Source organism: Leptospira saintgironsiae, assembly GCF_002811765.1.
Lineage (GTDB): Bacteria > Spirochaetota > Leptospiria > Leptospirales > Leptospiraceae > Leptospira_B > Leptospira_B saintgironsiae.
In genome coordinates this window covers 522,883-542,206 of record NZ_NPDR01000002.1, presented here as the reverse complement: position 1 = coordinate 542,206, position 19,324 = coordinate 522,883, and the positions used below count along the sequence as shown (strand labels likewise).

At 40.2% G+C, this 19,324-nt stretch carries 23 protein-coding genes; 12 read left to right on the top strand and 11 right to left on the bottom strand.

All coding sequences use genetic code 11. The features are described from left to right. Nucleotides 1-23 precede the first annotated feature (23 nt). Together CH362_RS07555 and CH362_RS07550 are read left to right on the top strand one after the other, a co-directional pair. Complete coding sequence (locus tag CH362_RS07555; protein WP_100709733.1) at nt 24-575, top strand: HNH endonuclease; 552 nt, start codon at nt 24-26, stop codon at nt 573-575. Then, entirely contained in the window at nt 576-1,091 is a 516-nt protein-coding gene (locus CH362_RS07550; protein WP_100709732.1) for an LIC11661 family lipoprotein, read from the top strand. It begins immediately after the preceding gene. On the opposite strand, the gene CH362_RS07545 is transcribed toward CH362_RS07550, so the two are convergent. Genes CH362_RS07545 through fliS form a run of 3 tightly spaced genes read right to left on the bottom strand, consistent with a single transcriptional unit; the run spans nt 1,088 to nt 2,443 of the window. Next, nucleotides 1,088-1,570: a molecular chaperone DnaJ gene (locus CH362_RS07545; RefSeq protein ID WP_100709731.1), complete on the bottom strand. Its 483-nt coding sequence runs from the start codon at nt 1,568-1,570 to the stop codon at nt 1,088-1,090. The genes CH362_RS07550 and CH362_RS07545 overlap by 4 nt on opposite strands. Further along, complete coding sequence (locus CH362_RS07540; protein ID WP_100709730.1) at nt 1,549-1,983, bottom strand: hypothetical protein; 435 nt, start codon at nt 1,981-1,983, stop codon at nt 1,549-1,551. The genes CH362_RS07545 and CH362_RS07540 overlap by 22 nt, the downstream gene beginning before the upstream one ends. 7 nt (nt 1,984-1,990) lie before the next feature. Further along, on the bottom strand, nt 1,991-2,443 hold the full coding sequence (fliS, locus tag CH362_RS07535) for a flagellar export chaperone FliS (RefSeq protein ID WP_100709729.1): 453 nt from the start codon (nt 2,441-2,443) through the stop codon (nt 1,991-1,993). Between the two features lie 86 nt (nt 2,444-2,529). Between fliS and purN the strand changes: the two genes are divergently transcribed. The 5 genes from purN (at nt 2,530) to fsa (ending at nt 6,794) form a co-directional block, all read left to right on the top strand. Continuing rightward, complete coding sequence (gene purN, locus CH362_RS07530) at nt 2,530-3,156, top strand: phosphoribosylglycinamide formyltransferase (protein ID WP_100709728.1); 627 nt, start codon at nt 2,530-2,532, stop codon at nt 3,154-3,156. 1 nt (nt 3,157) lies between these two features. Continuing rightward, nucleotides 3,158-4,699: a bifunctional phosphoribosylaminoimidazolecarboxamide formyltransferase/IMP cyclohydrolase gene (gene purH / locus CH362_RS07525; protein WP_100709727.1), complete on the top strand. Its 1,542-nt coding sequence runs from the start codon at nt 3,158-3,160 to the stop codon at nt 4,697-4,699. A gap of 1 nt (nt 4,700) precedes the next feature. Continuing rightward, a complete protein-coding gene (locus CH362_RS07520; protein ID WP_100709726.1) occupies nt 4,701-5,333 on the top strand; it encodes a hypothetical protein in 633 nt (210 codons plus the stop codon). Nucleotides 5,334-5,368: 35 nt separating this feature from the next. Continuing rightward, on the top strand, nt 5,369-6,079 hold the full coding sequence (locus tag CH362_RS07515) for a hypothetical protein (RefSeq protein ID WP_100709725.1): 711 nt from the start codon (nt 5,369-5,371) through the stop codon (nt 6,077-6,079). Nucleotides 6,080-6,149: 70 nt separating this feature from the next. Further along, on the top strand, nt 6,150-6,794 hold the full coding sequence (gene fsa, locus CH362_RS07510) for a fructose-6-phosphate aldolase (RefSeq protein WP_100707267.1): 645 nt from the start codon (nt 6,150-6,152) through the stop codon (nt 6,792-6,794). A gap of 17 nt (nt 6,795-6,811) precedes the next feature. Here the strand turns inward: fsa and CH362_RS07505 are convergent, their stop codons facing one another. From CH362_RS07505 to CH362_RS07495, 3 genes are read right to left on the bottom strand one after another with little or no spacing between them, the layout of a single operon-like run. After that, the gene (locus CH362_RS07505; RefSeq protein WP_100709724.1) at nt 6,812-7,846 is read right to left on the bottom strand and encodes a DUF1574 domain-containing protein; all 1,035 of its coding nucleotides are present in this window, start codon (nt 7,844-7,846) and stop codon (nt 6,812-6,814) included. A gap of 8 nt (nt 7,847-7,854) precedes the next feature. Beyond that, a complete protein-coding gene (locus tag CH362_RS07500) occupies nt 7,855-9,264 on the bottom strand; it encodes an MBOAT family O-acyltransferase (protein WP_100709723.1) in 1,410 nt (469 codons plus the stop codon). Further along, nucleotides 9,261-10,016 (bottom strand): pseudouridine synthase, encoded by a 756-nt coding sequence (locus tag CH362_RS07495; RefSeq protein ID WP_100709778.1) that lies wholly within the window; start codon nt 10,014-10,016, stop codon nt 9,261-9,263. The genes CH362_RS07500 and CH362_RS07495 overlap by 4 nt, the downstream gene beginning before the upstream one ends. 104 nt (nt 10,017-10,120) lie before the next feature. On the opposite strand from CH362_RS07495, the gene lipA reads away from it, so the two are divergent. Continuing rightward, nucleotides 10,121-11,026, top strand: coding sequence for a lipoyl synthase (lipA, locus tag CH362_RS07490; RefSeq protein WP_100709722.1), 906 nt, complete (start codon nt 10,121-10,123; stop codon nt 11,024-11,026). Then, nucleotides 11,011-11,349, top strand: coding sequence for a hypothetical protein (locus CH362_RS07485; protein WP_100709721.1), 339 nt, complete (start codon nt 11,011-11,013; stop codon nt 11,347-11,349). The genes lipA and CH362_RS07485 overlap by 16 nt, the downstream gene beginning before the upstream one ends. 59 nt (nt 11,350-11,408) lie before the next feature. Here CH362_RS07485 and CH362_RS07480 read toward each other — a convergent pair whose 3' ends face one another. Both CH362_RS07480 and CH362_RS07475 read right to left on the bottom strand, forming a co-directional pair. After that, nucleotides 11,409-12,590, bottom strand: a complete 1,182-nt coding sequence (locus CH362_RS07480; RefSeq protein ID WP_100709720.1) for a lipoprotein LipL45 — start codon at nt 12,588-12,590, stop codon at nt 11,409-11,411. A gap of 99 nt (nt 12,591-12,689) precedes the next feature. Next, entirely contained in the window at nt 12,690-13,886 is a 1,197-nt protein-coding gene (locus CH362_RS07475) for a PQQ-dependent sugar dehydrogenase (RefSeq protein ID WP_208859549.1), read from the bottom strand. A 98-nt stretch (nt 13,887-13,984) separates the two neighbouring features. On the opposite strand from CH362_RS07475, the gene CH362_RS07470 reads away from it, so the two are divergent. After that, nucleotides 13,985-15,316, top strand: coding sequence for a radical SAM protein (locus CH362_RS07470; protein WP_100709718.1), 1,332 nt, complete (start codon nt 13,985-13,987; stop codon nt 15,314-15,316). Here CH362_RS07470 and CH362_RS07465 read toward each other — a convergent pair. The 3 genes from CH362_RS07465 to CH362_RS07455 are packed head-to-tail and all read right to left on the bottom strand — an operon-like array spanning nt 15,313 to nt 17,358. Further along, entirely contained in the window at nt 15,313-15,999 is a 687-nt protein-coding gene (locus CH362_RS07465) for a TIGR00266 family protein (RefSeq protein WP_100709717.1), read from the bottom strand. The genes CH362_RS07470 and CH362_RS07465 overlap by 4 nt on opposite strands. 3 nt (nt 16,000-16,002) lie before the next feature. Next, the gene (locus CH362_RS07460) at nt 16,003-16,674 is read right to left on the bottom strand and encodes a TIGR00266 family protein (protein ID WP_100709716.1); all 672 of its coding nucleotides are present in this window, start codon (nt 16,672-16,674) and stop codon (nt 16,003-16,005) included. Between the two features lie 18 nt (nt 16,675-16,692). Continuing rightward, nucleotides 16,693-17,358 carry a TIGR00266 family protein gene (locus CH362_RS07455; RefSeq protein WP_100709715.1) on the bottom strand — a complete coding sequence of 222 codons (666 nt, stop codon included), beginning with the start codon at nt 17,356-17,358 and terminating at the stop codon, nt 16,693-16,695. Nucleotides 17,359-17,447: 89 nt separating this feature from the next. On the opposite strand from CH362_RS07455, the gene CH362_RS07450 reads away from it, so the two are divergent. Both CH362_RS07450 and lpxC read left to right on the top strand, forming a co-directional pair. Further along, the gene (locus CH362_RS07450) at nt 17,448-18,113 is read left to right on the top strand and encodes an SDR family oxidoreductase (RefSeq protein WP_208859557.1); all 666 of its coding nucleotides are present in this window, start codon (nt 17,448-17,450) and stop codon (nt 18,111-18,113) included. Between the two features lie 262 nt (nt 18,114-18,375). Further along, nucleotides 18,376-19,281, top strand: a complete 906-nt coding sequence (gene lpxC / locus CH362_RS07445) for a UDP-3-O-acyl-N-acetylglucosamine deacetylase (RefSeq protein WP_100709713.1) — start codon at nt 18,376-18,378, stop codon at nt 19,279-19,281. Nucleotides 19,282-19,324: the final 43 nt, after the last annotated feature.

The following is a 19,324-nucleotide window of genomic DNA, read 5'->3' as shown; positions in this document are numbered from 1 at the left end:
GAATCTATACAGTTTGGTTAGATATGGATGTTCTAACCCAACCTGTGTTGGTGCTGAACGCAACCTATGTCCCGGTTGCGATCCGAACGGTCAAAGACGCCGTTATCCTTCTCGTTCTCCGAAAAGCTGAACTCATTAAAGACGAAAAAGGCCTATTTATCAGGTCTGAAAAACTTAAATTCACAACTCCTAGAATTATCCTACTCACAGACTATTATAAAGTTCCGAAACGTAAGCATAAACTCTCTAGAGAAAATATATTTCTAAGAGATGACCATGAATGTGTGTATTGCAAACGCAAACTTCCTTCTTCCAGACTTACCCTGGATCATGTGATCCCTAAAAGTCGCTGGGAAGAGATCCCTCGGGAAAAAAAACCGAAGGATTATCATACCTGGGAAAATTTAGTCACTGCCTGCAGGGACTGTAATACCAGAAAAGGAAACAAACTTCTGCAAGAACTCAAGTGGGAGATTCCTGAAAATCGGTCGACAAACAAGAGACGTTTTCCACAATTTTCAGTATCCACCCAATTGGTCGAAAAATTCGGCTGGGCGGATTATATACGCACCTAAATGAATCTTTTTTTATCCAGAAGAATATACACATTCTTCTCAATCTTATTACTGATCTTTTCCTTATTCTCTTGTTATAACTACTCCACGAATCGGATCGTAACTACTCCACCTACTTTAGTAGGGATCACTTTGATCGGCACCGGGGTATACGAACTTAGGCTTAGAGCTGGAAACCCAGAAGCATTTTTCAGTGGTTATACTTTATATACCGGAAGTACTGCAGACGCGTCTAGGAACCCTGCTGATTTTTCTTCGGGAAAAGCATGCCAACTTCCTTTGAACATACTTCCAAATCAGCCAAAAGAATATTCTATAGAAGTAAATCCAACTGCGGGCCCTCTTGCAGTTCCAGGTGCTGGAGAAAATACAAATAGAGTCTGCAAAATTGTAGCTACCTTGAATTCAGGGGATTACGTAACTCTTAGATCTTCTGTGATATCTCTGGATTTGAATAGTGGAACAAAAGATATTTATGTGTTCTCAATGCCTTCGAATACATTACAAGTTCCTTAATCTTTAAACCAGACGCTTATTTTTTTAAGAGTAGTTTCAGTATCTTCTTTCCAGATACTTTTTGGAAATTTTTCCAAAAACTCTTCGAGTTCGTTTTTGGCAGTTTCCAATTCTTGTCTTAAACGTAGAAGAGCTGGATTGTCTTCTTTCTTTAAGTATACTGGATTTCCGTCGGTGAACTGAAAATATTTTTCGATAGCCTGGGCTGCTTTCTGCTTAGCTAGTTTATAAAACAGAAATCCTTCTGGATCTTCTTTAGAATTTTCTAAAATTGTAAAAGAATCGTTTTGGAGAGAAGAAAGTAGAACATCCCTTAATTGGACCAATTCCTTAAATAGAAGGTCCGATTCATATTCTCCAGAATCTGGATGATACTTACGGGAGAGTTCCCGGAATCTGCTCCGGACTAGATTTGCGTCGAATTTTTTAGGGAGTCCGTAAAAGTCCAGGGCACGGCTCAGCAGGTCCCCGTCTTCCAACCTAACTTCCTATGAGCTAAGAATTTTTTGAGTTGGATCTTGGACTGAACCATATTCAACTCTTTGCGATATTCCTGCAGAATGATCTCCATCTTTTCCCCTACTTGGGAATTCAAATCCCTGGACTCCTCCAATTTTTGGAAGATTGTATCGGAGAGTCGAATAATTTCTAAGGTTTGAGGAGAAGATTCTTCTAATTGTTCGATCTTGCGGTCTAGTCGTTTCATCTTTTCGACTAGGTCTGAATTTTGGAGTTCCAGTTTGGCAGTGCCTTCTCCGTCTCCAAAACCAAGAATTTGTAATTGGCGTTTTTGGAGGTCGATCAGTTTATCTAAAAAGGAAATTTTCTCCTCATAGAGTGAAGAAAGTTTTTCTTCTTTAGAGTTTAGATTTTTAATAACCCTACCCGCCATCTTAATTTTAACCTTGGAGAGAGAGCCCGGTTCTTGGAGAACCAGCAGAAGGCATTGGGACTACGGAAGAAGATTTTTCCTTTTTCTCAATTTCTTCCCAAGCAAGTTTTAGATCTTCCAAATATTTGATAATTTCAGAAAGGATCTCACTGTCCTTCTTCATGTTAGCTTCTAATAAGCGCTTTTTAATATAAACATAAATACCAAGAAGGTTGTTTGCGACCTCTCCCCCGTTCTCCATATTTAGAGCGAGCATCAGTTCAGTCACAATCTCTTGGGCTTTTAAGATATTATTGTTCACCACGTCGTACTTGCGGGGTGTATTATTCTCGATGGCAACGTTCAGGAAGCGAATAGCCCCTTCATATAACATCACGATAAGCCGGCCCTGGCTCACAGTAGAAATTTCATTGGATTTATACTGTTCGACGGACGCCGTCGATTTTCTAGCAAGTGACATGTGTCTCTCCTGAAATACTTTTCGACAAAATTCCGGACCGCCTTAACGTGGACTGGTAATTCTTAGCGTATCGGATGCGAAAATTCTTGGCAAGCCTGATTCCCAAACCCCGAAAAAAGCTTGTCTTTTTGGCCTCCGGGCGGGGGAGCAACCTAGAAGCTGTCCTTCAGGTAATCCAAAAGGGAAAAATCCCCGGAAATCCGGCTTTTTTAGTCACAGACAACCCCGAAGCCCCGTCTATCCAGATCGCAGCCCGATTTAATGTCCCAGCCAAGGTTTTAGACTTCAAATCTTATTCCAAAAAAGAAGAATATCACCTGGATCTTCTCCGCACCCTAGAGGAAATTTCTCCGGACCTGATCATAGCCTGCGGTTATATGAGGATTTTAAAACCAGAAATCATACGAACCTTCAGAAATAGGATCATCAATATACATCCTTCTCTTCTCCCTTCATTTACAGGTTTACATGCTCAGAAACAGGCATTTGATTATGGGGTGAAATTCTCGGGTTGCACCGCTCATTTTGTAGACGAAGGTGTGGATTCTGGCCCTATCATTTTGCAGGGAGTTGTTAAAATCGAGGAAGGAATGACCGAAAGAGAATTGACTCTTGCCATTCTCAAAGAGGAACATAAAATCCTGCCCCTCGCGGTTAAACATTTCTGCGAAGATCGGCTTCTCATTAAAGACAGGAAGGTCTCAATCCTCTAGCATGATCAAAATCACTCGTGCCCTTATTTCAGTTAGCGACAAAACAGGACTTATCGGATTCGCTAAGTACCTGGAATCCAAAGGAGTGGAAATCATTTCCACTGGCGGAACTCTCAAAACACTTACCGAAAACGGAATCAAAGCAATCGCAATAGACGATTATACCGGGTTTCCAGAAATTTTGGACGGAAGAGTAAAAACTCTCCACCCTAAGGTTCACGGAGGACTTTTAGGTGTGATATCCAAACCGGAACACAGACAGAAGATGGAGGAATTAAAAATTCCAAAGATCGATCTGGTAGTTGTAAACTTATATCCATTCGTGCAGACTGTTTCCAAACCTGGTGTTCATCTGGACGAAGCAATAGAAAATATTGATATTGGCGGACCTTCTATGATCCGTTCCGCTAGTAAGAACTACAGACATACAGTAGTAGTTACAGATCCGAACGATTATAAAACTGTAGAAGAATCCATGAAGGTAAATGATGGTTCCGTGGACGCGGACACTTCTTTCCTTCTAATGAGAAAAGCGTTCTCTCATACTGCAATGTATGATACTGCAATCTCTTCTTGGTTTAATAAGCTTGCTGGGGAAAAGTTCCCAGACATTCTAAATCTTTCCTTCACCAAAAAACAAAAGCTTAGATACGGAGAAAACCCTCATCAGGGAGCCGCATTCTACGAACCTTTGTTTACAAAGAGCGAATTTTCTCCTCTACAAGGAAAAGAATTATCTTTTAATAATATGTTGGATTTTGATGCGGCATTCCATATCTCCGCACTTCTTCCTGATAACACTGTATGTATCATCAAACATTTGAATCCTTGTGGGATCGCTTATGCAGATGATACTTTAGAAGCATTCCGTTTGGCAAAAAGAACGGATCCTATTTCTGCATTCGGCGGGATCATTGGGATCAAGGGGACTGTCACTGGAGAATTAGCAGTTCTAATTGGTGAAACATTTGTAGAAGGTGTAATCGCTCAAAAATTCGAGCCTGCTGCTCTAGAATATTTCTCTAAAAAACCAAATGTTCGTCTGATTGAGATCGCAGATTTCCAAGAAGCATTGGATGAAATGGATTTGAGACCGATTCATCACGGAATTCTTCTACAAGACAGAGACTACGCAACCATCACTGAAAAAGATCTAAAGATCGTTTCTAAAAAACAACCTACTGAAGAAGATATCAGAGGTTTGATGTTTGCTTGGTCTACTGTAAAATTTATCAAATCAAACGCGATTGTTTATACAGAAGAGAACGCAACTTTAGGAATTGGAGCAGGACAAATGTCCAGAGTGGATTCAGTTCAATTAGGTGCGACTAAAGCTTTAAACGTTGGACTTTCAGTTGTAGGTTCTTATGTAGCGAGTGATGCATTCTTCCCTTTTAGAGATGGAATAGATGCAATCGCAAAAGTAGGAGCAAAAGCAATCATCCAACCCGGAGGTTCTATTCGGGACGAAGAAGTGATCAAGGCAGCTGATGAGCATGGATTGATCATGGTGTTCACCGGCATGAGGCATTTTAGGCATTAAGATGGAATTCTTTCTCTACCTGATCTATTTAGTTATTACGTTAGTAGTCGTTTCTTTAGGAGACTATTATTTCCGACTCCTGCATTTGAGTGGAAAGGATACTTTCGAAAAACAGGAACTGACTGATTGGGCGAGAATTATTCCTTCTAAGATCGTTTCCATTTTTGAATCTGCGGGAAGTTTACAATTTGGACTTCTCGCATTCGGACTTTCTGCGTTTTTTGCGTATGTCTGGACTCTGACTGGAGGACTGATCGGTTCTCCTCATTATACGGATTCTTTTGGGAATTATTTCTTTTTATCCTTTTTGATGCCAGTGCTTATGCTCGCATTCTACTCTTTTATCTCTTCTGAAGTTTTAAGAGCGGCCAGGATCTCTCGTAATAGTGGATCCTTTTTAGCGAGACTTCTCAATCAGGAGATTCCACTACTTTCCGGGATCTTCATCTCTGTGATCGCTTCAAATCTAGCGGTATACGGCCTCTACCATGAGATTTCCTTTTTATTCGTATTTCCGAATGTTCTGATCCTAACGGTCCTTCTTATCTTAAGATGGAACGGAAAGGTGAAATTTGGGGGAATTCGTGTGGACAGAGAGGAAGAAGATGGAGAGGATTTGGGGGAAGATTCCTAATTCTTGTTCGGTTTTCTGCCGATAGTTTAAGAAGTATGAAAGGGCAATCCATCTTCCTGTTCTTATTCTCCCTACTCCTTCCTTGGAGTTCTGTATTTTCTCAATTTCCGGGCGATAATTCCAGAAATAACGGTTCTAAACCCACCTTAGACGGATTTGCTGAAGTCTCTTGGGAAGCATCTTATGGGCAAGTCAGAGACAAGTTTTTATCCTTAGCAGCTAATCCTCAGAGTGATGAAAAAATAGAAGTAGTTCATGAAGATAAGGAGAAGTCCCTACTTGTAAGAAGAAATGGGATCTTCTACCTATACCGTTTTTATTCCACTCCTAAATTGGTGCTTGATTCTCGTCCTAAAGATAAGAATCAACCTCGCCCTGAAAAAGAAACTTCTCCAGATGAAGACGAACATTTGGAGCCAGGTAAATTATTTTCTGTTGGAGTTTCCTTCCGTTATCTTCCAGGTAAAGAGGTTCAGTCCAAGCTTGAGAATAAATACGGAAAACCCAAAAAAGAGACATTCGATGATAAGAAAATCGGTGGGGCTGTAATTTGGGAATTAACCGACGAAAGACAGGCACCTCCTGCTGGTGGATTCATTGTCCAGTGGAAGGAAGCTTATAAAAAACAACCTTTTACTAGAAGAGTGGACTATTTCAGCTCCAAGGTAAAGGCCCAGATCGAGAAAGAATACAAAGAGTTCTTCTCTGCTGAAGAAATCAAAACTTTAAGAGATCTGATCCCGTAAGAAATCCTTGACCGAAGGCCCCTAAGGCCGCCACTATCCAGAGAGATTCAAAATCTTTCGGAGCATTTACGTGGAATTATATTTAGATACAGCCAATGTGGACGAGATCAAAGAGATCGCGTCCTACGGTCTTTTGGACGGAGTTACTACAAACCCATCACTGATCGCTAAATCAGGTCGTAGCTTTAAAGAAGTGATCAAAGAGATCTGTGCAATCGTGCCTGGTCCAGTAAGTGCAGAAGTGCTCGCAACCAAACATGAGGACATGTTAAAAGAAGCGGACGAACTAGTAAAGATCGCTCCGAACGTAGTCATCAAAGTTCCTTTAATCCCAGAAGGATTAAAAACTGTAGTAAAGCTGACTGAGAAAGGAATTCCTACAAACGTAACTCTTTGTTTTTCTGCTCCTCAGGCGCTTCTTGCTGCAAAAGCGGGAGCAACTTACATTTCCCCTTTTATCGGCCGTGTAGATGATACTTCTTGGGATGGAATGGAACTTATTTCTGAGATCAGAGAGATCTATGATAACTATGGTTATGAAACTAAGATCTTAGCTGCGTCTATCAGAGGACCGATCCACTTGAAAGAGTCCGCACTTCGTGGAGCTGATTGTGCTACTATGCCAATTTCTGCTTACCAGCAACTATTCAAACATCCGCTGACTGATATCGGTTTGGAAAAATTCTTAGAAGACGCTAAAAAACTTAAGTGGTAATTTGCTCGTGATTTTTCTCAGGGAAGTTTTTTCTTCCCTGTAAAATCATTCATTAAAATTTCAGATTGTTCTAATATACAAAGTACACTTTGGTGAGAACCATCATAATATAAATCACAGGAACTTAGAGTGTTCATATCCGCAGCCGTTGCGCCGTATTTAAAGGCAAGTTCCCTGACTCGCGGCCACCAGGATTTTTCTAATCCTAGTTCATAATACCCTTCTCTATATCCTGGATAGACTTTAGGCCATATCAAATAAGCTTTGATTCCTTCCTTCTCAGCGAGTTTTAAGAATTCTTCTACAAAGAAAAATTCAGTTTCTCCCATTGTGAATCCGGAAAGATAAATACTTTTAAGTCGTAGCGCGTCTTTTTCTAATTTTTTAGGATTATTGCTAGCACTTGCATATGCAAGTTGTTCCCCATTCCCCAGTTCCAAGATCAGATTTTCATGATTTTGATCTGCTCTATATAGTTTAAGTCTTCCACCAGTTAGCCTGGACCAAAAAAGTTTAAAACCTGGTTTGATCTTACGTATGCTAAAAAATTTTTCCTTCCAGATTTCTAATTTATCTAAGAAGGAAAAATTCTCCCAATAGGTATTCTTAAACTCTTCATCGGCACCTAATCTTAAAAAAGGTTCGTAGAATAAACCCTTAGAATCATCAAAACCTTCCGGACTAATCACATAAAAGACTGCCTTAGGTTTAATTCCTGCTTCAATAATTTTACGAAACCAGTAGAAACCATAGGCAGGAACAGCTTGCGGTCCAGAAAAATTATACACTGCCCAATCGTTTGCAAAAGACCCAGGAAGTGTTTTGATAGAATATGGATAAGCTCGAGAGTCTCCGAATGCCAAAAGTAAATTTTTGTCTTTGAGAGATCCATCTTTTTGGAGTTTCTCGAATAGATGTCTTCTTTGTGTATAATAGACAGGATTTCCTTCTTGGTAAAAAGAAGTTTGGAAGAAGTCCAAAAGGAAAATTTTATCCGCAAAGAATAAAACGATCAGAAAGATTAAAGGAAGATAGATATATTTCTTTTTCATGATATTTCTCAGAATTGTCCGTAAAAGAAATCAGCGTTTCCGCTAGGTAAAGCAAGTAAGACCAAGATCCATACGACAGGAAGAAGTGCCGCTTTCCATTTGAATCTAATATTAAATTTATCAGGCCATTCTTCTGCAGAATGGAATAGGATTGCGACTAAAAGTGCAAAAATACAAGGTTCCATATTTGGGAAAGAAACTCCATTAGACCAAACGAATATTCTTTGCACCGCGGCCAGAGCAGAACCAAAATCAGGTGTGAAGAATAATATCCAGGAGATACTGTAAATATTCAGAACGAATAAGTAAGTGATTGTTCTTTTTACATAAGGGATCTCAGGAAGGATCTTAACCTTCCAATCTGTTAATACTCTTTCTATCGAAAGGTATAAACCTGTTAGAACTCCCCAAAGAAGATAATTCAAATTGGCTCCATGCCAAAGTCCACCTAGTCCGAATGCTACTAGATAGTTAAAACAAGTGCGTATTGTTCCACTTCTGGAACCACCGAGTGGGATGTATAAATAATCACGGATCCAAAAGGAGAAGGTTAAATGCCATCTTCTCCAGAAATCTCCAAACCCATTAAAGAAGAATGGAGCTCTAAAGTTTTGGGGAAGAGTGAACCCTAAAAGTTTTCCCATTCCTCTGGCAATATCAGTTAATCCTGAAAAATCTAAGTAAAGATAGATCGCAAAGAAATACACTGTGCTTAAAAGTGCTGCTCCAGAAAAAGCAGATGTCTCTGCAAATACCTGGAAGATTGATCCAGACATCAAAACAGAAACGACTGATTTTTTAAAAAGACCTATGACCACGAGCCATAGTCCGTCCACCATATCTTCTTTTTCCATTTTAGGTGAATCAAATTGGGTTGCTACATCGTTAAATCTTAATATAGGTCCTGCGATCATTACAGGAAATAGGAAAATATAAGAAGCTAATTTAAAAAATCCGATCTCTTCTGTAATTGTTCCTTTCTTCTTATCCACTAATAGGGAAATGAATTGGAATGTATAATAACTGATAGTTAATGGAAGAACTACTTCGAATCCGGCCCAGTCCAATGACTTAGAAAGTATTCCATCTAAGCTGACCTTGTTTTGGAAATCCGGAATTCCTAAAAATATTCCAACTATATCCGCGAAAAAATAGAAATATTTAAAAAAAGCTAAATTAAGAACATTAAATCCAATCGAAACTGGTAAGAACCATTTTTTTGCTAAGAAAAATCGAATGAATGCCCAGTTGATTGCCACCACAAGTATAAGGTGGAATAAAAACTTCCAAGAGGAGAATGCATAAAATAACGCAGAGCTTAAGATTAAAAAATGTTTCTTTAAAGCATCTGGAAGATTCCAATACACCAGAAATACTAGGCAGAAAAAAAATAAAAATTCTAAACTGGTAAAATTCATGGTCTCCAAACTTTAGGATCCAGTAAGACAAACTTACCTTCTCCGATTTTCAATTTTTCCAAGGAAAGTTTTCCGATACGAATTCTTTGTAGATCGATCACTCTTCCGCCGAGTATAGAGAACATCCTACGGATCTGGCGTTTTCTTCCTTGTTTTAAGATAATTCTGAATTTGGAAGATTCTTCTCCTTTTACTAAGGATGTAACCTTCTCCGCTTTTAAAAATTCTCCCTCGTCTATAAATCCCTTAGTAAATCTGTCCTTTACTTCTTTGGCATCCAATTCTTCTTCTAAGATTACTTCATATTCTTTTTCAGAACCTTCAGATGGATGGGTGATCTCTTGGACTAAGTTTCCTTGGTCGGATAAAAGAAGAAGGCCTCTGGAATCCAGGTCCAATCTTCCTGCGATAAAAAGTTTTCCATACTTTTTAGGGAGTAACTCAAAAATCGTATTAGAATGAAAACGGTCACTATGGGAACAAAGAAACCCTTTAGGTTTGTTTAATGCTAGAAACACCGATTCTGTAGGAGGAACTAATTTTTTATTTCCAACCTGGACTATATCTGAATCGACTTTGATCCTAGTGCTTAGATTTTTTTCGACGGCTCCGTTAACTTTCACTTTGCCGGAAAGGATCAATTCTTCTACCTTTCTGCGAGATCCTAGGCCGCAGTCTGCCAAGAATCGGTTGATCCGGATCTCTTTGGAGGAGTCCTCCCCCGATTTTTCATTTGCGATTTTTTCGCTCAAACTTGCCTCAGCCTTGGAAAGGTCCTCTCCAGATTCGGACACCCACCTATTTTCGGCTACCCAAAACACTTGACTCTTTTTGGACTCAGACAGAGGCTTTAAGGGTGAATCCTCTCAAAAAGAAGCCAAGATCCAATGCATACCAGCCCGCTCCCGAAAAACCGGATTGGTTGAAGGTAAGGCTTCCTTTTCGCGAAAAGGAAAATTCGGTCGATTTTGTCCGTAGTTCTGTTGAGGGAGGAAAACTCAATACAGTCTGTGAAAGTGCTTCTTGTCCGAACCTGAATCATTGTTGGTCCAGAAAAACTGCAACATATATGCTCGCAGGAGATATTTGCACAAGACGTTGCTCTTATTGTGATGTTGCATTTGGAAAACCACTCGCATTAGATCCAGAAGAACCGTTAAGAGTGGCAGAATCTGCAAAGGCATTAGGCCTTAAACATGTGGTAATCACATCCGTTAACAGAGATGATCTATCAGATGGAGGAGCGGCTCATTACAAAAAAACTGTAGAGTTAATCCGCGAAAGATTACCCGAATGCAAAATTGAAATTTTAGTACCAGACTTCAAAATGAGAGAAGAAAACTTAGAGATCGTTTATTCTTCCAAGCCAGACATATTCAATCATAACCTAGAAACAGTTGAGAGATTATTCCAGACTGTAGCTCCAGCTAAAAAATACGAAAGATCCTTAGATGTTCTGGAGCATGCATCAAAGAGAGGACTTTTAACTAAAAGTGGGCTCATCCTAGGACTTGGAGAAACATTAGAAGAAATTCACCAAACTCTAAAAGATCTCAGATCCGTTGGAGTGCAGATGATTACACTAGGACAATATCTACAACCAACACCTACCCATCTTCCTGTGAGCGAGTATATTCGTCCGGAAGTATTCAAAGATCTGAAAGAATTCGGAAAAGCCTTAGGATTCAGAACTGTATTCTCAGGACCTTTGGTCAGAAGTTCTTATCACGCGGACGAGCAAGTGCCGTGGTTCGAAAATTAAAAAGAGTCAAAGATAAACTGCCGGATATTCCGGATACTGGAGAGATGAAAAAAATCATCTTCCATTCTATTCTTTCTTATCTTTCCAAACAGAATGGTCATGTTTCCAAAATGGAGATCAAAGATATTCTATTTGATTCAATTAGTTTGATTCCCGGTTTCAGAGTAGAATGGGGAGAAATCCAAAAATTCGGTAAGAGTAAGCTGCTCGTGAATTATAAAGATAAACTTCTAGTCTTAGATTTAGAAGAAATTTCAAACATGATCCTAAAACTATGGGACCATTATCTAGATACTCATCCACACCATAAACCCCATAAATAGAAAAACCCGAGCCGCCTTTAGGGCAACCCGGGATTTTTCCACCTGTTTAAGCCTGTGGATTAGTTTTCGGATTTAGTTTGGAAGTCGTAGATAACTTCTTTTACATCATCCTGGTTGATCTTCTTAATACCGTCTTCGGTATGGACGATCATTGTACTACCTTGCTGGTCTACAATCGCTCCGATGATGGTAGTTTTGCCATCAGCCAATACGATTTTTTCCAGTTTCTCGTAGTAGTTTACAAGATCCTTATTGGTTTTCAGGTTTTTAGGAGCAGAAACAAGTACGTTCTTGAATCTTTTCAACTCGTCTGCCTGACGTTTAGCTAATTCTTCTTCGATTTTCTTTCTCTCAGATTCGTTAGCAGCGTTTGTAGCTTCATCGATTTTTCCAGACTTAGGATCGACATTTAGTTTTACCAATTTGTCAGCAGTGTCTTTGTCCAGAGTAACGATAGTTCTGATCTCTTCTTCTTCGGTTTTAGAAACTCCAGAGCCAGTTAGTTTAGTAACCGCTTTAGGAATGTCTTTTTCCAAAGTAGCGTCTAACTTAGTAAGTTCTTTCTCACCGAATTTTTTATCAGGAGCTTTTACTATAGAAGACTCATCTTTTTCTAAGATAACTTCAGCTTTGTCTAAAGAAGCTTTGATCTTTTGTAATTCTGCATTCGCAGAAATTTCTTCAGCAGTTGCACCTTCCAGAGCGCGAACTCTTGGAGATACTGCAACGGATCCTTCTAATACTTTTACAACAGATCTGTCGTTTTTAGTACGATCCACAACGAAAGAAGTTCCTCTAACTCCCGCGATTGCGGTTGGAGTTACTACAGAGAACTGATCGTCTTTGCTTGCTTTATTTACTTTAGCGAAAACTTTTCCAGAAACTAAAGACAATCTAGTGTCAGTGTTTCCTTGGGTATTCAAAGCGAGAGCGGAGAATTCCAAGCTTGATTTTTCAGCTAAACGAACAGCTGAACCGTCAGAAAATTGGATATCAACTTTTGCTTTTGCCTTGGTTTCAACCTTGTCTCCTTCTTTGAGAACGGTTCCAAGACTAGCTTTGTCTTCAGTTAAATCAGCGTGTTGGATTTTTGCTTCCCCTACGCTAAAGACTACGATTGCCGATGGTTGGCTCTGTTTTGCGTTCGCGGAATCCGCGTTCTCCGCAGGCTTTTTACAAGCTCCGGATGTCAACAGACCGACCACTAGGACGGCTGATGCAACGGAAATGACTTTATTCATACCCCTATCCTTCTTTGATCGAGATTAATCTGGACCACGGTGGAGGCAGTCCGATCTATATTGGGTTAACATCTATGGATCTGAGATTTTCAATTTATTTCAATTTTTTTTTCCTATTTGGAAGATATTTCCTGAACTAAAATCACCAAAATACAGCTCACCTGTGGAATCTTGGCCAAATGTGCTAATTAGGAAGTGGGTATCCCCTAATACAGTTAGTTTCCTTTTACTTTCCGTTTCTGTGGAGAAACCGAGTAGCTTTCCAGAGGTAAAGTCAGCGAAAATATACCATCCATAGTATTTGGAAAGATTTTTCCCTCTGTACACATATCCACCGGTAATGGAACGACCTAAATTATGATCATATTCTAGGATTGGATCGGTTAATCCTGGTTTTTCGCAAGTATCCTTGGGCAAAAAGCAGTGAAATCCTTCCTTTATATTCCATCCGTAGTTTTTACCTTTTAGAACCAGATCTACTTCTTCCCAATCATCCTGTCCTACATCTGCAAGATATAGATCCCCTGTTTTGGTATCGAAAGAAAACTTCCAAGGATTTCTGAAGCCATAGGCCCAAATTTCAGGTAAAAAACCAGGTGAGTTTTTGTAAGGATTATCTTCCGGGATCTTATAAGGAGGAGCATTTGCATCCAGGTTAGGTGTTATTCGGATGAGAGTTCCTAGATAGGTAGAAGTATTTTGTCCATGTTTGTATGGATCTCCACCTGCACCCCCATCTCCAAAACCGATATATAATTTTCCGTCTGGACCAAAACTTAACTGGCCTGCGTTATGATTGGAATAAGGCTGGTCCACTCTAAGTAAGATCCTCTTACGATCCTGCCAGCGAATAACCTTAGAATCATCCCATCGAAATTCTAAAATGAATGTTTGGTCCTTGCCTGCCTCTTTAGAAACTGCATTGATATAGAAGAGCTTATTTTCCGAAAACTTAGGATGAAATGCGAGGCCAAGTAAACCTTCTTCTGATCTGGTCTCTACACTTCCTGTAAAATCTGCGATAAGTTTGGATTCTTTATTTGTAAAATTCCAAAGAAGGATTTTCCCCTTCTTCTCTAAGACAACCATCTCACCAGGTAGGCTTGGATGAAATTGTATATCGGTGATTTCTTTAAATCCGGAAGCCACTTGGGTCCAACCGAAAACATATTCGGTGCCGCTTTCTTTTGTGGGTTTTTGTTTTTTGGTTTTGGCAAGAAGAAGCCCATCTCCGTTAAAAAGGAAGAGTCCCAGAAACAGAGAGAATACTAAGAAACTATTGCGAAATCGTCTCATTCTGGCAGAAAAAAATACAGTTTGAAATCCCTCAGTCAAGGATGAAAAAGCCAAAAACTAGATGCCAAAACTCCCATGTAAACCAGTCTGGAGTTAAGATGAGCACGAGTACCCTTCGCCCCGAATCTTCCATAGCCTTGTTGGAGGAAATGGAAAAAAAATATAAACAGATCCCATTCGAAGCAATTCTGAAACAGGATATTCTGAGGCAAGGGATCCATTTTCTTCCTGAATCTTTTCAGATAGAGGGAGACTATAAGACCAAGGATTATTTCATCTTCTCCTTCGACCATATTCCACTTGCGGATATGAAAGAAGGAACTGACTCCAAGGCGCCGGAAGAGATCAAGATCACTGGCGGTTATTTCAATTTATTGCCTACTATTGTTTCCACTCGTAATAATCCGGAATCACCGTACAAAGTAAAACGTATCCCTCCTGGAGAAAAAGACGAAGGAAGACCTGGTCTTTATCTTAATGAAACATTTCTAGGAAAATTAGAATATCCACCTAAGCCTGCTTGGTACAGACACAAAACCAAATCTGGAAAAATTCCTGGAGAGATCGCACCTGTTATTGAATGGGGGTATCTAATCTACCTAACTGTATTCCGCAACTGCCAGTATTTTGGCAAAGACGAAGAATGCGCGTACTGCGATATCAATCATAACTATAGACAACAAAAGAATGCAGGCAGACCTTATACAGGCGTTAAAGATATAGAAGATATTTTAGAAGTTCTGTCTTGGATAGATGCAGAAGACGAGATCGCGAAAGTTTATACGATCACTGGCGGTTCCGTAATCACTTCTCTCAAGAAAAAAAATGAAATCGATTTTTATTTAGAATACGCGCAAGCCATCGAGCAAAAGTTCCCTGGAAGATGGATGGGCAAGATTGTTTCCCAAGCATGGGAGAATGATGACTGCAAAAAATTCAAAGATGCAGGAATCCAAGTTTACCACCCAAACTACGAAGTCTGGGAACCTGAACTATTCCGGAAAATTTGTCCTGGAAAAGAAGCTTATATCGGTAGAGATACTTGGATCAGAAGGATCGTTGATTCTGCGGAAATTTTTGGGCCTTCTTATGTGATCCCAAACTTTGTAGGTGGCGTAGAACTTTCACAACCTTGGGGATTTTCTACAGTTGCAGAAGCAATTAAATCTACTGGAGAAGGTTTAGACTTCTTCATGTCAAAAGGGATCATGCCTAGATTTACTGCTTGGTGTCCGGAACCTTATACAACTTTAGGAACACAGGCCGGTCCTCCGTTGGAATACTTCTGTGAATTACTCACAGTCTGGAAGTCTACATTCGAAAAATATAATCTTCCAGTACCTCCGGGTTATGGAGAACCAGGACCAGGAAAGGCGGTATTCTCAGTTTCCGCCTTTATGGATGTGATTGGCTACCCAGGAAGGGCTTAATCCCCTCCGCTCGTGGAACGTTGCACTCTTCTCCAAGAATTTGCCCAGGAAGCAAAAGAGTTTTGGTTTCTAGTTTGAAGGTATAGCCTACCTTTACCTGAAAACTTTGCAACAAGTCCTTCACCAGATAAGAAAAGTGATTTTAGTCCACCTACTTTATCTATATGATAATCCAAACTAGGTTCAAAGCCCACAATATGACCTGTGTCTACGATGTACATTCCGTCTACATCTACTGTATGGATTGCTCCAAAACTCGAAAAGAAAAGGTCCCCTGTTCCTGAAACTTTTAGAAAGAATAAACCTTCTCCCGCAAAAAATCCTTTGAAACCTCCCCATTTGCTATCTATCGCAAGCTCTGTTCCACCAGCAACATAGGCTCCTCTACTTAAGATCAATTCTTCGTTTTTGAGAGCTCTATGTTCCAAATCTCCTTGGGTGGCGGATGTTAAAAATAACTCACCATTTCCACTTTCCACCGTGAATGTATTTTGAAAGAAGGACTCACCGCTAAACAAAGCTCTTTTTGCAGAGGCAAAGATCCCACCTTGCGCCTTGGTCTCCATTTTGACCTGAGGAGACATGGCAACCATTGCACCGGATTCTGCACGAATGGATTCTCCGGATATCAGATTCAATTTTAAGATGGGAAAATCAGGTTTTGCTAATATTTCAAATTTCATATATTATTCCTTTCTAGGTGGTAATTCGGATCTGAACCAAGCGCCGAGTGTAGGCACATTTCTGGATTGGAGCCAGAGTCTTCCTCTTCCTTTAAATTTGGCGACGAAACCTTCGCCACCAAGAAAGAAGGATTTCCAACCTCCGAACTTCGTAATCTCATATTGTAGTCCTTCTTCGAATGCAACTATATGGCCCGTATCTACTATAAATTCGCCTTCTACATCTAGGACTTCGATCCCACCGTAACTGGAGATAAGCACTGGGCCATTTCCGGAAAGTTTTAAGAAGAACAAAGACTCTCCACTGAAAAAACCTTTTAATCCTTGGAACTTTGTATCTATATCGATCTCAGGTTTTGAAGCGAGGAAAGAACTGGATTGGATAAAAATTGTTCCATTCAATTCCAGTTTTTCTATATCACCGGGAAGTGTTGGAGCAAGTAAAACTTCTCCTGGTTGTGATGCGGAGAATGTGTTCATCCAAAAAGATTCTCCCCCTAAAAAAGCAGCCTTCAAGGATTTGAGTAAGCCTCCTTGTTGTGCCTTACTTGTTTGCATTTGGATATGAGAGCTCATACTCATAAGAGCCCCCGCTTCCGCCTTAATAGATTCTCCGGAACTTAAGTTTACTTTTGCTACGGAATAAGATGGTTTGTATAAAACTTGGATATTCATTTTGATTCCTGATATTTGTTAAACTGGAAGAAGTTTGGTAAGCCAGCTGATAAATCCGGATGGCACTCTGGATTGAATCCAAAGAGTTCCGTTTCCTGAAAAATTTGCGACTAAACCTTCGCCACCGAGTAGAGTGGATTTCCAATTTCCTCCAGCCTTCCCTACTTTGAATTGTAGAGAATTTTCGAAGGCGACTATATGACCTGTGTCTACAGTATAATTTCCTTCTACTTTAATTGGAACGATAGCTCCATAAGAACTTAAGAATACTTTTCCTGTTCCAGAAATTTCTAATAAGAACAGACCTTCTCCACCGAATAAAGAACGAAGACCACCAAATTTAGAAACTACTTGGATACCAGGATCGGAAGCAAGATAAGATCCAGATTGTACAAAAATACTTTTTCCATTCAAATCCAGATCAATGATATCTCCGGGAAGATCTGGAGCGAGTCCAATCTCTCCACCTACATCAGGAGCAGTGTAAGTATTGAAGAAGAATGATTCTCCTCCAAAAATTTTTCTGGAAAGGGCAGAAAGAAAGCCACTTCCCATTTTAGTTTCTACACCCATTTTGGAACTCATGTACACCATGGCTCCGGCTTCCGATTTAATCGATTGACCAGGGCCTAATCTAAGTTTCAATAAGGAGAAGGAAGGTTTATGAGAGATCTGGAATTGCATACGCGGGAAAGTTTGGAAAGTATTTTCCAAGGCGTCAACTGATTCCCATCTTTAAGTATTTCTTTCTAGACTTCTTCTTTTTTAATTTAATCCGAATGAAACATATTTTAATAACAGGAGCCAATCGAGGAATCGGTCTAGAGCTCGCAAATTTATATTCCGAAAAAGGTTACACAGTTTATGCAGCTTGTAGAAAAAGTTCAGAACCTTTGCGCAGGCTGGGTGTAAAAATTTTTGAAGGCCTGGACCTGACACAAAGCCAAAGTTTCGAAACTCTTTCCGGTTTTTTGACCGGAGTCAAGCTAGACATACTCATCAATAACGCGGGGATCTTGATCCCAGATAATTTAGAAAGTGTGGACTTTACAGAACTCGAAACCCAGATCCTGGTAAATGCAATTGGCCCGATTCGACTGAGTCGTCTACTTCTTCCTAAACTTGGCCCAAACTCAAAATTGATATTTATCACTAGCAGAATGGGATCTATCGCAGACAATACTTCCGGAGCCTATTACGGATATAGAATGTCCAAAGCCGCCTTAAATGCTGGTGCAGTTAGTCTTGCTCGAGACCTTGCACCTAAGAAGATCTCTGTAGGTATTTTCCACCCTGGAATGGTAGCCACCGAAATGACAGGAAGACAAGGAATTCCACCTAGAGAAGCAGCCGAGGGACTAGCCCATTTAGTGGAAAAACTCGGTCCGGAAAGGTCCGGAAGATTCTTTCATCAAAACGGGGAAGAGTTACCATGGTAAATGGATTCTGTCTCCCTAAAACAACACTGTTGTAAAAAAGAGACAAAAGTACAGAAATTTCTTTCAAATTATGTCTAGTTGTCTCTGTACCGGGCTATAATGCCCGTCTAAAATCATCTTTTTGCACTGCACCTGGCATGGATATTGCTTCTATAGTCCTAAAGGGTTAATTTTTGTTGGATCTTGCAAACGTCCAATATTAGTAAGAGCCCAGTGCAAAGCGAATGGATTCCGGAACCGAAAGTTTCCGGGGCAGGAAATGATGAATTTCACAGAACATAGAAAAACTCTTAAAGAAACAGTTAGAATTAAGGGGATCGGATTACATTCCGGCAAGGAAGTAAACCTGATCGGACACCCTGCTCCTGTTGGAACAGGTGTAGTCTTTGAATACAGAAAGGGAGAAGACAAGGCCTCCATTCCTGTAGAATTAAGCAACGTGGTAGATACGAGTAACGCTACCACACTTGGAGATGGACTTCATAGAGTCCAAACCGTAGAGCACCTAATGGCGGCGGTATTCTCCTTAGGAATTACGGACATGATCTTAGAAATCGACTCCGTAGAAGTTCCGATCATGGATGGATCTTCTCTTCCTTTCCTAGAAGCATTCGAAAGCACAGGTTATACTGAATTCGAAGAAAGAATAGAACCTATTTATGTAAAAAACCCAATGTGGGTGGTAGATGGGGACAAATACCTTGTGATCCTTCCAAGCGAAACCTGGAAAGTGACCTACACAATCGACTTCCCTCATCCCCTCTTAAAAGGCCAGAATATCACAATCGATCTGGACCGAGACATCCTCAAAAACGAAATCTTACCAGCAAGAACCTTCGGGTTCCTAAAAGACGTAGAAGCTCTCCAAGCGAGAGGGCTTGCTATGGGAGGTTCCTTAGATAACGCAATCGTTCTTACCCAGGACGGATACTTGAACGAATCTCTTAGATATGAAAACGAATGTGTCCGGCACAAAATTTTAGACCTGGTTGGTGATCTTTCCATCGCAGGAAGACCAATCATCGGACATTATTTGGCTTCCAAGGCGGGCCATGCACTGGACGTTTCCATGGCTAAGTTAGTCATGAGTTCAGTAACTGGAAACGAATTGGGCAAATACAAAAGTCGCCGTATCCCACTTTTCAACAGAAAAGCGGCGATGGTCTAAATTCTTACAAAATTCCCGCCTAGAATTCGGGCGGGATCTCAGA